Raw genomic sequence first — 15,312 nt, forward strand, 5'->3', positions numbered from 1 at the left:
ATAAAAACCTCCTTAAAAGTGATAAATGACTGCTCAATCAGGGTGCACCGCGCTGCGGCTACGGCATGAATTTTGGCTGCTCCCCGCCCCCTTCGATCAACTTCAGTACCCGTCGATTCTCGCCGTTGAAAAGCATCAGATTGATGGTAGACTTGCCCCCGCTCCTGGATGAGTAAATTATATATCTGCCACATGGAGAAAAGTAAGGCGAATCATTTACGGCGCCGTTTCCGTTGGTCAGCACTATCTGTTCCGAGCCGTCCGGTCTCATGGTGCATATCTCGAACGAGCCGTCAAGTTTGGACACGAATGCTATGCGATCCCCTTTAGGAGAAAAGGAGGGTGCAGAATTGTAATTTCCCGAGTAAGTGAGTCTCTTTGTCTCGCCGATACTCATATCCCTTATGAAAATCTGGGCCGAGCCGTACATGTCGGAGACAAAAACCATCTTTGAGCCGTCAGGCGAAACGGAGGGGGATGCCAGGATACCGTCCTTTTTCATAATGATCTTTTTTTCTCCTGTTTCAACATTGAGCGAGTAAATGGTGGAATACCTCCCAGATGTGTACGAAAAAACCAGCGTATTCGCGTTGAGCCAGTGGGAGCCAAGTTTCATTCCATCTTCTCTGTCGGCACGGATATCCCTGCTTCCCAACGAATCCATGATGAACAGATTCGGTTTTCCTTCTTTATAAGATGTATAAGCCACATATTTTCCTGTAGAAGAGACGGACGGGGAAAGAGTGATGCTCTTGAAGGAGGTCAGTTTTCTGTGGCTTGCGCCGTCGATATCCGCTGTGTATAGCTCTTTATTGAATCGCGATCCTGAGACGAAGAGGATTCGCGAGCTCATGATCCCTTTTTCACCGGTAGCCACTTGGATGATCTCGTCAGCGAGTCTGTGGATCACCCTTCTCCAGTCAATCGGCTCAGCTATATATCGTTTCGCAAGCATAAGAGAACCATCCATAGAGTCATACACCCATGCTTCCAGGGCGACCTTGTCTTCTTTGTTTGCGAGCCTTACCTTGCAGAGAAGCTCGACGCCTATGGACCGCCAGTTGCCGAAATTAATCTCTTCTTTGTCCACACCCTCATCGGTCAGTTCCTTGTCGAGCAACGATTTAGGCGCCACAATGAAAAACCCTGAAAGCTCAAGGTCCTTGTTAAGAAGCTCATTCATCTCCGTCTTTATGTTGTCCGGTCTTTCACCCTTGAAAGAAGGCACCGCAATGGTAAGGCGCTTGAATGATTTCCCGTATACATCAATTTGGACCTTCGCTTCCGCCAGAGATGCTGTGAAAACGAATGCTATGATTGCAAGAACCCATTTAAGACTTTTCATTCTTTCTCCATTTGTCTAGGATATTCAAAGAGGCTCCTCTTTGGTGTGGAGGATGATTTGCCTTTTTTGTAATCGCATAGAAAGACTTTTGCACCTGTCAAACCCTCTATTGCAAGGAGGCGTTTCAGATCGCCTGAAGCATAATCGTTGGCGGTCGTCGCCCGCGAAATACAGGCAATTCCATCCTGCATTTAACCGTCCCCTTCATGACCTTATTTCCCATAAGCTTGGCCACTGTTTTCAAATCCGGGATGGCGAATGATCTTTGCCTCTCAAAGGGCGTCCTCAAAGGTGTTCTTGTGGCTGATTCAGCCTCCCTGGAGATGAAAGTAGAATCCTTCAATCCTTCCCGGGGATCGTTTTTGCTATATGCACGGCGCTCTTCCTGACCCCCTGCCACGGCAGGGGGCAATGGCCATAGATGTCTCCTTTCTTGAATAGAGAAACTCTGACTCATATTTTAGAAGGATTGCCTCTGTTTTTGTGAGGGCCACGCTCCTCTTGGTCCGGTCGATCAGTCTGACCTGGAAGCATCTCTCAAGGTCTATGATCTGTTTGCTTACCATGGGATGGGCAAGATGCGTGGTCTTATCGGCCTCGGTAAAGCTCTTTAACTCATCCGCCTTCACGAATGTTTCCAAGTGATGAAGTTCCATTTTTAAAACATATTATATCAAACAGACCAATTCAAGTAAAATGAATGATATGTATGTGGGTGCTTGAGAGTGAGCGAAACCAAAGAGGGGTAAATATTTAAACTTGTTGGCTGATCTTAGGGTATTCTATTCGGTTGCCGATAATTGAAGTACGGTGGCGCCTATATGCCCTTACCCTTAAAACAGTCGGGACAACTTGTCCGCAGAGAAGGGGTGATACGGGAAGATCATGAGGCGACTGAAGGGAGTCCAGAAAATGTATTGTTGCGTATAGTCGAAAGAGAAAGAACATGTTTTTAATATAGATACTATTGTCGTTGTTGCCGGAGTGCTGGCAGGCTTAGCCTTGAAAGCGGACCCTTCCTGATTCTCGTGTAATGTGTGGAATTCATGATATAGGCGCCGTTGCCACTGGAGTCCTTCTTATCTTTTGTCCCGGCCAATCTCCTTAAAGAATATCTTGGCAAAAATTCTCACTTCCTCACATAAGATTCCAAGGTGAATAAACAGAATTGCCTTGATTTTTTGAAACTCATGTTTGAGACCTTCCGGGTAAGCAATAGAGATGTGCTTATTGCCCTCTGGCTCCCAAGGTTCCGGCATGGTCGGTCTGCCATGAATGAGTGACTCCTCTCCGTTGGCAATATTGGTGGGTATGACTTGGCCGGTGCTTGCGGGAAAATCTGCTGGAGGAGGCCAATGATTTGTTTAAGAGAAATCTCAAGAATCTGGAGACTGCCTATGAAAAAGCATTGGAATATTCAAAATATTTTCCCGTAGGGTTCGAAAACTTTTAGACGTTGGTTCCCCGGAGAGTGTACATGAGGATATCTAAAGTCTCCGCAATGTGATCCGCCGGGATAACCCATACCCCCCCAGAGATCTGAAACAGACACAAGCTACTGCAGTTTGTAGACGATGGGCAGGGTGACCGACACCACGTGATGAGCTACTTTCCTGTGGATTACGGTCTTTTCCACGCCTTCCTTCGCGCTTTGATCAAGGATTCTATGGCCGGAACCGCTTATCACCTTGATTTCCCCGGTGGCACCATTCTCAAGAACGATAAAAGAGAGGAGTACCTTTCCTTCTATGCCCATTCTCCTTGCCTTTTCAGGGTAGACAATGTTCCTTCTGACCATGTCTCGGATATAGTAATAATTGCTTCCTCCTTCAAGTCTTCCGCCCGTACCCTGTCCTGCGGTCCCTTCTGTCCCATAGCCGCCGCCGGTCTCCACGGAGAGGCTTTCACCCTGTTCCTCACGTCCTCCAGCAGTCTGCCTGTCTCCTGTCTCCTCCGCAGAAGCAGGTATAGACGGGGATTGGTGGGTCAGGACCTTTACACGCCTTTCTGGCTGAGCAGTCTCTGAAGGCACAGGACCTGCAACCAATGATTTCTGTTCCAACCCGGTCTTAATTGTCTTGCCTGCGAGTCTTGGCTTATCTCCACCTCTTTCTCTCTTGTCGTTTTGACCGGACAGGTGCTTCCCCACCTCTTCCGGGCCTTCCATGAGCGTAAGGTCAGCCACGATGATTTCCGGAAGTCTGAGTGGGCTGGCCGACACGTACGCAAAAAACAGCACCATACAGAGGTGCAGGGCAATAGACAATGTGAAAGCGGAATGGAAGCCTCTTATTTTGACTGTCATGATTCCTTAAAATGTAACATCAACTTTAATCTCTCCGGGTCTAATTCCCCACCTCTTGGGGCGCTTGCCTAATAGTCAGTCTTAACCCGGGATATCCCGCCGCTTGCGGCGGGGAGGTTCATTTGATAATCTTCGCTAACAAATTTACAGCAAAGACAGAGGCTTGTCAAAGAGCATGGAAGTTTTGAAAAGACAGGTTTAGTTGTATTCTTACTCATGTGTCAGATTAGTAGACTATTCTGACGGAATTGTATATAATTTCTGACAGTTTCGTCAGGATGGCAAGAGTCACTCCTTGTAACATATTGATTTTACTATGATTATATCCAAGGCATAATTCTTGCCTATCATAATTGCCATACCGTAAAGAGCCTGACAGTTAGAAGTTTTGAAAGCGGGGCATGCCGAGGGATGGTTTGGAGACTGGTCTTCAGGAAACCAGAGACTTGCCTGGTGAAGCATTGCGTATGGCGATCGTATCCTGATGAGGAAGACAAATGAGCGAGAGCGGAAACGTAAGGACATGCAAGATAGGAGTTTACATTTGCAATTGCGGCGCAAATGTTGGACCGGTTGCGGATGTGCATTCTATCTCCGAGTTCGCTTTGACTCTCCCCGGAGTGGCACTTGTAAGAGAGCAGCAGTACATATGTGCTGAGGGGGGGCAGCAAATGATCCGCCAGGACATCCCTGTTTTTTTTCTTGACCGGATACTTGTTGTGGCGTGTTCTCCACAGACCTACCGGATGGCCATATTGGATGCAACCGGAAGGGCGGGCATGAACCCATTCTATGTTGCCATGGTGAATATTTGGGGTCTCAGCACCGAGACAGGAATGCACTTGGTAAAAGCTACAGCCGCGCGCCTGACAAGGATGGAGGACCTTCTGTTGCGCAACAAGCCGGTGATACCGGCTGCCGTGGTGGTAGCTGGCGATGCGGCGGGGATTGAGTCCGCACGGAATATTGCAGATGACGGTTATAAGGTTTATCTGGTGGTGAGGCAGCCCTGGGTGGCCGGACCCGAGATTCAGACCACCGGAAGCTGTTCTCTCCCTTTCAACCCGGAGTGTACCGAGTGTTGGATAGGTCCGGAGAATGTGATAGACGCCTGCCGACATCCTAATATCACTCTTCTTACGTGCAATGAGTCAGATTCTAGGGTGGTGCTTATAGAAGATGTGTAACGGCCCGAGTTTTTAGTGCTTGGGTTTTTGTAATAGTAATTATAGTAATGTAATAAAGAAGTGAACGGTGTCAGCTTCGCCATCCCTAAAAGTGGCGGAGAAAAGAGCCGTCTCATATTGGATCCAGCAGGAGGCGCTGACATGTTGCATATCATTGTATGTATTAAAATGGTTCCGGACACGACACAGGTCAAGATTGACCCGGTCACGAACACACTGGTGCGGGATGGTATCCCGTTCATAACTAATCCTTTTGACACCCCTGCGATTGAGGAGGCCCTGAAAATAAAGGATAAACATGGGGCAAAAGTAACCATTCTCTCTATGGGACCGCCTACCGCCGACGCCGTCATACGTAAAGCAATCGCCATGGGTGCCGATGAAGGCATTCTCGTGAGTGACAGGGTTTTTGGAGGCGCCGATACGCTCGCTACAAGCAAAGTGCTTGCCCATGCGATAAGCGAGTTATCCAAAACGCACACGGTAGACCTTGTGCTTTGCGGCCGGCAAACCATAGACGGGGATACTGCCCAGGTGGGTCCTGGGATTGCAACCAGATTGGGTTTTTCGCAGATTACGCTGGTTGATAAGGTAATTTCAGTGGACACCGTGGGAAAGAAGATAGTTGTGAGAAGGAAGACGGACGAGTGGCACGAGATTGTCGAAACCAAATGGCCTGCTCTGATCACTGTAGAAAGGGAAGCGAATACACCTCGATATCCCTCTACCCCTCGGCGGCTCTATGCTGAAGATGTGGATATTCCCGTATGGAATAATTATTTTTTCAGAATGGATCCAGAAACAATTGGTTTAAAGGGCTCTCCGACCTACGTAAAGCGCATTTTTGCGCCGGAGGCAAGAAAAGGTGAGATCTTCACAGGAAACGAGGAAAATCCTCAAGGGATGGCCAACGTAATCATGAAGAAACTTGCCGAATGGAAGGTGATTAATGTCGATCAAAGGTAACAAGAAAAAGGCAAAATGGCAGATCCGTCTTACTCCGGACAAGTGTATTGCCTGTGGGAAATGTGAGCCCGCCTGCCCAGCAGATGCGGTGGAGTATGACGCAAAAGGTGTGCCGATCATTGATCTGGAAAAGTGTACCGGCTGCAAAAAATGCGTAAAGATGTGTCCTGCCGAATGTCTTGAGGCATTGCCCATTCAAGGAGAAGAGTCAGCGGCTGCAGCTGCCGAAGAAGAGAGCGAGACCGAGGAGATAGCCGTATCCGCAAGCGAGTCTTGGAAAGGGGTGTGGGTATTTGTCGAGCTTCAGGACGGACAAGTAAACCAGGTCTCCTGGGAGTTGTTAGGTATAGGAAAGACGCTGGCTAATGACTTGGACGTGGATCTCTCGGCTGTTATTCTGGGTGACAAAGTGGAGCACTTTGTCATGACGGCTTTCGGATATGGGGCTGACAAGGTTTACCTGATTGACAACCCAACTCTGAAGCTCTATCGGACCAAACCTTACCTTGATAGTTTTGTCTATTTAGCCAACAAGTATCGTCCGGAGATTGTCCTTATAGGGGCTACACCGCAGGGAAGGGACCTGGCCGGGGCTATTTCGACCGTACTCAACACTGGACTTACCGCCGACTGTACGGGCCTTGGCATAGATAAAGACCGAAGGCTCTTGGAGCAGACCCGTCCCGCTTTCGGAGGCAACGTGATGGCCACGATTCTCACGGAGTACGCCCGCCCACAGATGGCGTCGGTCAGGCCGATGGTCATGCCCGTGCCGCCATTTCTGGAAGGGAAGGCGGGTGATCTTATCAGAGAATCAATTGTCCTGAATGAGGCAGACATTGCGACCAAAATTCTCGAAATGGCGCGGATAAATTCTGGAACAGATGGTGTGGATATCAGGACTACGAATATAATAGTGAGCGGCGGAAAAGGCATGTTGGAGAAGAAGAACTTTGCTTTGCTTGAGGATCTCGCCGGTATGCTGGGCGGGGTGGTAGGAGCGTCCAGGTGTGCGGTGGACGCGGGATGGATGTCGTACGATAGACAGGTAGGCCAGACAGGCAAAACGGTGCGTCCTAAGCTGTACATCGCGTGCGGGATTTCGGGAGCTATTCAGCATCTGGTAGGGATGCAAGATGCTGAACACATCATTGCCATCAACAAGGACAGGAATGCGCCCATATTTGAAGTCGCCCATGTGGGGATAGTGGGCGATGTATTTGAGATTATACCGAGCCTCCTTGAAGGCCTGAAGCACAAGGCTGGAGAGACCGGTCAGAAAATATAAAAGGGGTCTCCATGACAACACTCGAATCAATTATTTTTGCGGTGCTTCTGCTAATCTGCCTTGTCATATTTTTCAGGAGGCTTTATACGCTTCTGGCGCTGGTCTCTCTTGGAAAATGGGAAAATAGGTTTGATCATTTATGGCAGAGATTTAAAGGGATGGTCAGCTATGGTTTCTTTCAGAAACGTGTTATTGAAAGACCTTTTGGTTTCAACCATTTCTTTCTTTTCTGGGGTTTTGTGGTTTTGTTTCTCATAAACATGGAGTTTGTCATGACCGGCATATTTCCGAGGTTCTCCTTGGAGTTCATCGGGGACGGAGTTTACATGGCACTCAATTTCCTTGCTGATGTAATGTCGGCGGCGGTGTTGGTCGCTGTGATAATTGCCATCGCCAGGAGGACATTTTTTAAACCTCCCTATATAGAGGCTACCCCTGAAGCATACGTGATTCTCTCGTCTGTGGGTTTACTGATGATAGCCTTTTTTGGGATGAATGCGACGGAGATAGCCATAAATCCAGGGTCGCGCAGTTACATGCCGATCTCTTCGGTTTTGTCGGCTCTTATCTCCGCGAACATCTACCAGGACAGCTTAGGGCTGTTATCGCGAGTCTTCTGGTGGATACATGCGATCGTGTTTCTATTCTTTCTGGATTTCATTCCTTTCAGCAAGCATCTCCACATTCTCGCGTCTTTGCCCAACTGTTTTTTCCGGAGCCTATCATTTGTCAGTTCTCTGCCAAAGATGGTCTTCCGGGCAAACTCCACCTTCGGTGTCTCGAAGATAAACCAATTTTCTTGGAAAGATCTTCTTGATTTTCTGGCCTGCGCAGAGTGCGGGAGATGTCAGTCAGTCTGTCCCGCCAATGCGGTGGGCAAGGCATTGAGCCCCAAGAAAGTAGTTCTCCATGGCAAGAAGAATCTCTTTGAGAACGGTCCGAACATGATGGCGTCAAGACCGTCCGATACATTGGGAAGAGTCGAAGAGACTATTGAGGCAGCCGTGCCGATCATCGGAGACGGCGATGCGAGCATCTCTCCCGATGCACTGTGGGCATGTACCACATGCGGCGCTTGTATGGATGTGTGCCCGGTATTTATCGAGCATATCCCGAAGCTTCTCTGGATGAGAAGGCATCTTGTTATGGAGAAGGTTGAATTTCCTCATGAGCTTATCTCTTTCTTTGAAAATATGGAGCAGAGGTCCAACCCATGGGGCCTTGCCCCGTCCGACAGGGCAAAATGGGCGCAAAATCAGGCTGTGCCGCGCTTCTCCCAAGCGGAAGGGCATGAATACCTTTTGTATACCGGGTGTCTGGGGGCGTATGATTCCCGGGCAAAGAAGATAACCACCTCTCTCGTGGAAATTATGCGGGACGCCGGAATATCATTCGGCATCCTCGGCTCCGAAGAGATGTGTTGCGGTGACACCATGAGAAGGTTGGGTAACGAGTACGTCTTCGACAGAATGGCCCGTGAAAATGTGAGCCTGCTCAAAAAAATGGGGGTTCGCAAGATCGTTACCGCATGTCCGCATTGCTACAATACCCTCAAAAACGATTACCAGGAGTACGGAGCCGACTTTGATGTCTTTCACCACAGCGAGATATTAGACATAGTTGCAAAGAAAGGAACGTTCAAGCCTAATGGCGAGTTAAAGGATGAGCGTATAGTTATCCATGACTCATGCTATCTTGCCCGCTACAACAATATAATAGAGGAGCCGCGGCGCCTTATCCAGAGTTTGGCCGGCAAGCAGCCTATAGAAATGCAGAATAACGGACGAGACGGATTCTGCTGCGGCGCCGGTGGAGGGAGAATGTGGCTGGAAGAAACTCCTGACACCAGGGTGAACAGGGAGCGGACGAGAGAGGCGTTGAAGGAAAAACCCACGATTGTGGCCGTGTCCTGCCCGTTCTGTATGACCATGTTTGAGGATGGCCTGAAAGAAGACGACCCAACAGGGACTATAAGAGTAATGGATATCGGAGAACTTTTTCACGAAGGCATGACGAAGAAGACATGACCTGTAATGGTTGCAAGAGAAATGGAAGCAAAAAATGGACCAGTAAAGAGGTCTACTGGGGAAGTTTAAGCCGGAAGGGCCAGATGTGTGAGACATACGGTGATAGAGGATGCCGTTTCAGGAGGCGGCCAAGATGATGGAGAGCGCAGGCGTACGCCAACAACTATTCGGGGAACCATCTGGAAAGTATGAGGCGGAAGAGAAAAGAATGCGTTCTCAGTTTGGCGACCACGCCTCCTTAAGTCGCGGATCGGAAAAGAGTTTTGACCGCAGTTCGGAGACTGTGGCTGCGGTTATTCCTGATGATTTCATGACCCTCGTGAACAGAAACTACACTTATGAATTCGTAGGCGATGCCTACTGCAGTGTATTGGGAAGACTCAATCATGATGTAGTCAACAATTCCATTGAAGACGTGTGGGGAGAGGAAATCTTCGCCAAGGTCATAAAAAAATGTCTGGACAGATGTTTTAGGGGTGAAGAAGTTCACCAAGAAGGTTGGATTAATGTCCCTGGACAGGGACTAAGGTACCACCATGCTTCATATTACCCCTATTACAATGGCCAGGGCGGCATCACTCATGCGATTGTCGGCTTGTATGACGATACTGAACGCAAGGCCGAAGAAGAAACGCTTAAAAAAGGCGAAGCACATTTCAGAATGATGCTAAAATATATGCATTTCGGTGTATTTTCGTTTGATGTCGAAGGGCGGTTTACTTTTGTGAATGATGTGGTCGCCAAAAGAACGGGACGTCCCAGAGAGTGGTTCGCGGTAAGGAGCCTGTTCGATTTCGTGCGGCGCGAGGAAAGAGAGAAGGTGAGGCGCCATTTCGAGGCCTCCCTGCGAGGAGTCTTCGTGCCGCCATATGAATTTGCTTATTATGATGCCTCGGGAAACATTGTCTGGGTTGAGGTCAATACGACCCCAATTCGAGAATGGGGCAAGGTAACAGGGGTCTTGGGCGTACTGCTTGATATTACGAGGCGCAAGGAAACGGAACAGGCCCTTAAAGAAAGTGAAGAGAAATTTAGACTGCTCTTTGAAGATTTGAAGGACGCCATATTTATTGCAAACCAGAAAGGCTTTCTCACTGATGTCAACGGGTCGTTTTTGGATCTCTTCGGATATAAGAGAGAGGAAGCTATTGGTATGGATGTAGTCAATACATACGCAAACGCCGATGAAAGAAAGATGTGCGTAAGGGCAATCGAAGAAAAAGGTTTTGTGAAGGATTTTGAACTGAAACTCAAGAAAAGAGACGGATCCTTCATGAATTGCCTCCTTGCCGGAACAGCCCAACGCGATGCTTACGGAACCATCGTGAGGTATCAGGGTATTATAAGGGAAGTGAGTGAGCAGAAAAGAATTGAGTAGGCGTTGTTAGATAGTTAGCAGAAGTTGTCGAATATAGTCCAACGGATTTCCGATTGATCCTCCGGTTCGTAATCGACAAAATCACATAGTGACTTTATTGAAACAAAACGCTTGAACTGCCTAAACGGGGTCAGGCGAAATGAAGTAGTGGGGACTATATAAAGTCCCAGACAGCAGACGACTCCTTGTGGAGCCACAGACCCATTGTATCAAGGAAAAGATGATCGGATGCGGGAATACGGCACAATAAAGAAGAGAGGCGTCAGATTAAATCTGGAGAAGACAGATAATTAGGCCTATGGATTGTATTTTTGTTGGAAAAGACAATAAAACGTGCCATATTACCATTAACAATCCGTCCCCTTGGAGGTGATACGTGGATTACCCTGTGAGCTACGAAGCCTATTCTAGTAGCTTTCAAAATTATATCAGCCTGAGTCAGTTCTTTACCGAGCTGACTATGAAAATTTGCGGAAGCCTGGATATAGAAAAAGCGCTTTGTGAGTCTCTCCTGTATATCCGCAATGTCATGCCGGCCGATGAGATCGTGCTTACTTCCTATGACGCGGAACTTGGGGCCTTGGAGCTTGTTGCGACCGCCACAGTGGGCGGCGGTATCAGCCATTCTGAGAAGATTCATCTGTCGCAAAAGCAGAGAGAAGAAATTGAGCAGCCGGAGCGCCTGCCTCGGGTCAGGATTGCGGACTCCCGTCGTGACAGTTTTTTTCAACATGTGGCGAATCGCCTCAACTGGGAGCCTTCAGAAATTATGATCGGCAGACTCATACTGGAGGGTAAATACATAGGGGCTCTTGCCGTCCGTGCTGCAGGGAAAGAAAAATACAACGAATGGCATAAAGCTCTTTGGAAGATGCTAAACGAACCGGCTGCGATCGCCCTTGCCAACAGCAAGCGATACAGGGAGTTGGAAAGGCTGAAAGACCGCCTTGCCGGCGACAAACAGTATCTTCAAGACGAACTCAGGCGGACGTCTGGTGTGCAAGTGGTGGGAGCTTCCTTTGGTTTAAGAAGCGTTATGGAGCAGGTCCGTAAAGTAGCCACCCTACCCAGCGCCGTACTGTTGCATGGGGAGACAGGGACAGGCAAAGAAGTAATTGCTAATATGATCCATTATCTTTCGCAGCGCGCCGATGGACCTTTTGTGAAGATAAACTGCGGAGCTATCCCGGACAGCCTTATGGACAGCGAGCTCTTTGGTCACGAAAAAGGTGCGTTTACGGGGGCGCTGGCGCAGAAGCCCGGACGCTTCGAAAGGGCCAACGGGGGAACGATCTTCTTGGATGAAGTCAGCGAGTTAACGCTCCAGGCTCAAGTGAGACTCCTCCGGGTGATACAGGAAAAAGAGATTGAACGTATCGGCGGGACTACCACCATCAAGACCGATGTACGGATAATCTCGGCTACAAACAGAGATTTGGAGAAGCTCACCTTAACCGGAGAGTTTAGAAAAGATCTTTACTTTCGGCTGAAGGTATTCCCCATTTCTATTCCGCCGCTCCGAGAACGCAAGAATGATATACCGGAGCTGGCAAAATATTTTGTTTTGAAGAAATCCCAGGAAATGGCGCTTAGCAAGATGCCGACTCTCAGCCCTGGAGCGGTCGACACGCTCATGTCGTACGACTGGCCCGGAAATGTAAGGGAGCTTGAAAATACGGTGGAGCGGGCTATAATTCTATCCGGCGGTCTCCCGCTCCAGTTTGATGTCGTTCTCGGATCCGTATCAGCCCCGCCGCTTCCCCCCAGGACTTATCATGACGAGCAAGAGAGGCCGTTGGTTCACAAAGACGTAGAGAGAAGCCTTTTTTACCGTGCCCTGGAATCGTCTCGGGGTAAAATAGAAGGCCCTGGAGGGGCAGCCGAACTCGTTGGGCTTCCGCCGTGGACTCTTAGGCGTAAACTCAGAAAGTTGGGCATTGATTTTGGAAAAAGAAAGACGCCCTTCATCGGTGATGATGAAAAAGAATAAACTGCCCGGGCCCGGCTTCAGGTGTCTCAAGGGTAATCCGCCTTTCCTCGAAACCCTGCAGGGCCGGGCAGTTTTGCAAGAAGTTGGTCCTGACAAAATATTTACGGACCACACCCCCGGATAAGACATACATTATAAAGCTCTTGCTTATTAAGGATGCAAAAAAGCAGCATAACCAGGCAGAGAGAAGAATTTGACGCACTATGCATTCTTGCCTGCCGCCTTTAATTGATGCCTCGTCCGCCTCAAGCCTTTGAGCCTTTCTTATAAGCTACCGCCACACCGGAACTTCACCGCTTATCCTCTATCTTTTCACCCATCCTAGCGAAATCTCTTATATCCCGCTTGACGGATACACTTTTAAAATGAAGATGAACATGTCGTGCGGCCTTCTGGTGGCCTCTGGCCTCCGGAATACGGCAGGACCACGCCATGACGGACTTGAGTGACAGGACCCTCGTCGGCCGGAGCGTCCGGTAAATTGTGTTGAAGACTGCCTGGAATCCATGCAATAATAAATAACAAAGCGTAGCTGGTCTTCAAGGGAAGGAAGTGAGAATCTTCCGCTGTCCCGCAACTGTGAAGGTCAAGGCGGCACGCAGGGGCTTTACTGCCCTGCCACTGCCCTTAAAACGGGTGGGAAGGCGCGATAAGCCGCAATACCTGAGCCAGGAAACCTTGGATCGGTCTAAATTCACGTTAATCCTTACGAGGCATAAGGAGGGCACATGAGAAACGATCCACCTTAAATCCTTTTTTCATCACCAAAGCGATTCTGTATTTTACCCGCGTTGCCATGAAAAGGAGAAATTATGCGTACATCTGCTGTAATCGGTCTATCTTTATGTGTTTTGATCTTTTTGCCTTGCCCTGGTATTGCACAGCAGACCCCTTACAGGCTTGACGACATCGTCGTAACCGCCGCAAGGATGCCACAACCATTAATGGAAGTGCCTGCGAACGTCTCTATCGTCACGAAGGAAGACATTGAGGAGATGGGGGCGCTCACCGTTATTGATGTCTTCAAACAGGAACCGGGTGTTTTTACCTCTAACCTTACTAATAACCCTAAGTCCGCCCAGGTGGATATAAGGGGCTATGGCGAGGCTGCACCCCAGAATGTACTCTTTCTTGTTGACGGGAGGCGTATAAACAGCATAGATCTCTCCGGTACCGACCTTGCCCAGATTCCTATTGAGGCGATAGAGCGCGTCGAGATTTACAGAGGACCCGCGACGGTGCTTTACGGCGACAACGCTGTGGCTGGAGTAATAAACATTATTACAAAAAAGGGGGAGGGTAAGCCCGCATTCAAGGCAGGCGCGACGGCGGGAAGTCATGCCACCTATTCGTCCGCCATGAGCGCTTTCGGAAAAGAGGGTAAATTCAGCTACTACACCCTTGGATCGTCCTACAATACGGATGGATACAAGCAGAACAATAATCTCCAGATGAAGGATCTCTTTGGGAGCTTCACATTGGATGCGCTTGAGAACCTTTCTTTTTCCCTGAAAGCAGGATACCACAAAGACAGATATGGCCTGCCAGGGTCTTTGACCTATACAGACCTCGCGCACGGTCTATATAATCGCCGGAATTCCAAAACGCCTTTTGACCGGGGCTTTACCGAGGACAGCTTTACCGATCTCGGGGCGGATATAAAGCTTACCAGGGAGATAACCCTTTCGGTTTACGGCTCATACCGGGACCGGCGCAATCCGTATTACTATGAAGCATTCCTCTATGACGGAAGAAACACTACCCAGACATACGCATTTACCCCCAAGATAACCGTCAATACTCCGGTCTTCGGCCTCAAGAATTCACTCGTGGCCGGTTTTGACTATTACCATGTGCCTGCCGACATATCGGGTTTCAGTATCATTCCCTCTTATCGTATCAATTCCACGAGCAGGATCACGAGGACGGATAGAGCTTTCTATGTGAATGACGACTTTACACCAATCAAAGACCTGACCTTTGGCCTGGGATACCGGCTTCAGAAAGTAACCTATGACTTCGACTATAATGACAGCTGCGGTTTCATCAAACCTATCAATGTCACGGACCATGAGCAGAAAGACGCATACCGATTTTCTGCAAATTATCTCCTTGGCAAGAAGGGTAATATCTTCGTTACGTGGGCGAAAGGGTTCAGACTGCCCGCCACCGATGAGTTTTTTAATCCCTATAACACGCCTCCTGTCAATCCTAATCTCGCTGCCCAGGTCACGAAGGAACTGGATGCTGGCGTCAGGTACAATATTGCGGACTGGATCGGAGGGGGCGTCACCTATTTTCAGGCGAAAACAGATAACGAAATCTATTACAATCCCTACACCATTTTCAATGGCAACTATGACAAGACAAAACGACAGGGTGTAGAGGCCGCCCTGCATCTAACGTTCACGAAGAACCTGACCCTTGACCTGCTTTACTCATATACCGATGCAACATTCGGCGGAAGGGTTTTTGACGGCAACAGAATCCCGCTTGTGCCCAGAGATAAGTTTTCATCGAAACTTACTTACATATGGAGAGGTCTTACCGCCAACGCCATTTTGACATATTTAGGCCCTCGGTATCTCATAAGCGACCAGCAGAATCAGCTTCCCATGCTTCCAGGGACGACCCTTATTGACCTTAATGTGAAATACACGTTTAAAGGAACGCAGGCCTACTTCGGCATAAAGAATGTCACAGGGAAACGGTACAGCGAGTATGGGGCGGCAAGCTATACCTTTGGCGGCCTGCCGGTAAGAAACTTTTATCCCTCCGCCGAGAGGCAGTTTGTAGCAGGGTTGTCGTATGCTTTTTGAGAAGGCG

General features: G+C 48.8%; 11 protein-coding genes and 1 riboswitch. Of the genes, 7 read left to right on the forward strand and 4 right to left on the reverse strand.

The window, feature by feature from the left end; translation table 11 throughout:
* Positions 1–58: 58 nt before the first annotated feature.
* The 4 genes from LBQ00_00420 to LBQ00_00435 all read right to left on the reverse strand — a co-directional run bounded on the left by LBQ00_00420 (position 59) and on the right by LBQ00_00435 (position 3,650).
* Complete coding sequence (locus LBQ00_00420) at positions 59–1,345, reverse strand: hypothetical protein (GenBank protein MDR2017350.1); 1,287 nt, start codon at positions 1,343–1,345, stop codon at positions 59–61.
* Positions 1,342–1,536, reverse strand: a complete 195-nt coding sequence (locus tag LBQ00_00425; protein MDR2017351.1) for a hypothetical protein — start codon at positions 1,534–1,536, stop codon at positions 1,342–1,344. The genes LBQ00_00420 and LBQ00_00425 overlap by 4 nt, the downstream gene beginning before the upstream one ends.
* A gap of 174 nt (positions 1,537–1,710) precedes the next feature.
* The gene (locus LBQ00_00430) at positions 1,711–2,001 is read right to left on the reverse strand and encodes a LysR family transcriptional regulator (protein ID MDR2017352.1); all 291 of its coding nucleotides are present in this window, start codon (positions 1,999–2,001) and stop codon (positions 1,711–1,713) included.
* 899 nt (positions 2,002–2,900) lie between these two features.
* Entirely contained in the window at positions 2,901–3,650 is a 750-nt protein-coding gene (locus LBQ00_00435) for a TonB family protein (protein ID MDR2017353.1), read from the reverse strand.
* Between the two features lie 497 nt (positions 3,651–4,147).
* Between LBQ00_00435 and LBQ00_00440 the strand changes: the two genes are divergently transcribed.
* From LBQ00_00440 to LBQ00_00470, 7 genes are all read left to right on the forward strand, one after another.
* Positions 4,148–4,837, forward strand: a complete 690-nt coding sequence (locus LBQ00_00440; GenBank protein MDR2017354.1) for a hypothetical protein — start codon at positions 4,148–4,150, stop codon at positions 4,835–4,837.
* A 141-nt stretch (positions 4,838–4,978) separates the two neighbouring features.
* On the forward strand, positions 4,979–5,803 hold the full coding sequence (locus LBQ00_00445) for an electron transfer flavoprotein subunit beta/FixA family protein (GenBank protein ID MDR2017355.1): 825 nt from the start codon (positions 4,979–4,981) through the stop codon (positions 5,801–5,803).
* Positions 5,787–7,091 carry an electron transfer flavoprotein subunit alpha gene (locus tag LBQ00_00450; GenBank protein MDR2017356.1) on the forward strand — a complete coding sequence of 435 codons (1,305 nt, stop codon included), beginning with the start codon at positions 5,787–5,789 and terminating at the stop codon, positions 7,089–7,091. The genes LBQ00_00445 and LBQ00_00450 overlap by 17 nt, the downstream gene beginning before the upstream one ends.
* Positions 7,092–7,102: 11 nt before the next feature.
* Positions 7,103–9,118, forward strand: a complete 2,016-nt coding sequence (locus LBQ00_00455) for a (Fe-S)-binding protein (protein ID MDR2017357.1) — start codon at positions 7,103–7,105, stop codon at positions 9,116–9,118.
* 133 nt (positions 9,119–9,251) lie between these two features.
* The gene (locus LBQ00_00460; protein MDR2017358.1) at positions 9,252–10,496 is read left to right on the forward strand and encodes a PAS domain-containing protein; all 1,245 of its coding nucleotides are present in this window, start codon (positions 9,252–9,254) and stop codon (positions 10,494–10,496) included.
* Between the two features lie 376 nt (positions 10,497–10,872).
* Complete coding sequence (locus LBQ00_00465) at positions 10,873–12,486, forward strand: sigma 54-interacting transcriptional regulator (protein ID MDR2017359.1); 1,614 nt, start codon at positions 10,873–10,875, stop codon at positions 12,484–12,486.
* A gap of 541 nt (positions 12,487–13,027) precedes the next feature.
* Positions 13,028–13,165: riboswitch (cobalamin riboswitch) on the forward strand.
* Between the two features lie 133 nt (positions 13,166–13,298).
* Positions 13,299–15,305: a TonB-dependent receptor gene (locus tag LBQ00_00470; protein ID MDR2017360.1), complete on the forward strand. Its 2,007-nt coding sequence runs from the start codon at positions 13,299–13,301 to the stop codon at positions 15,303–15,305.
* Positions 15,306–15,312 lie beyond the last annotated feature (7 nt).

The organism is Syntrophobacterales bacterium, assembly GCA_031274925.1.
GTDB lineage: Bacteria > Desulfobacterota > Syntrophorhabdia > Syntrophorhabdales > Syntrophorhabdaceae > PNOM01.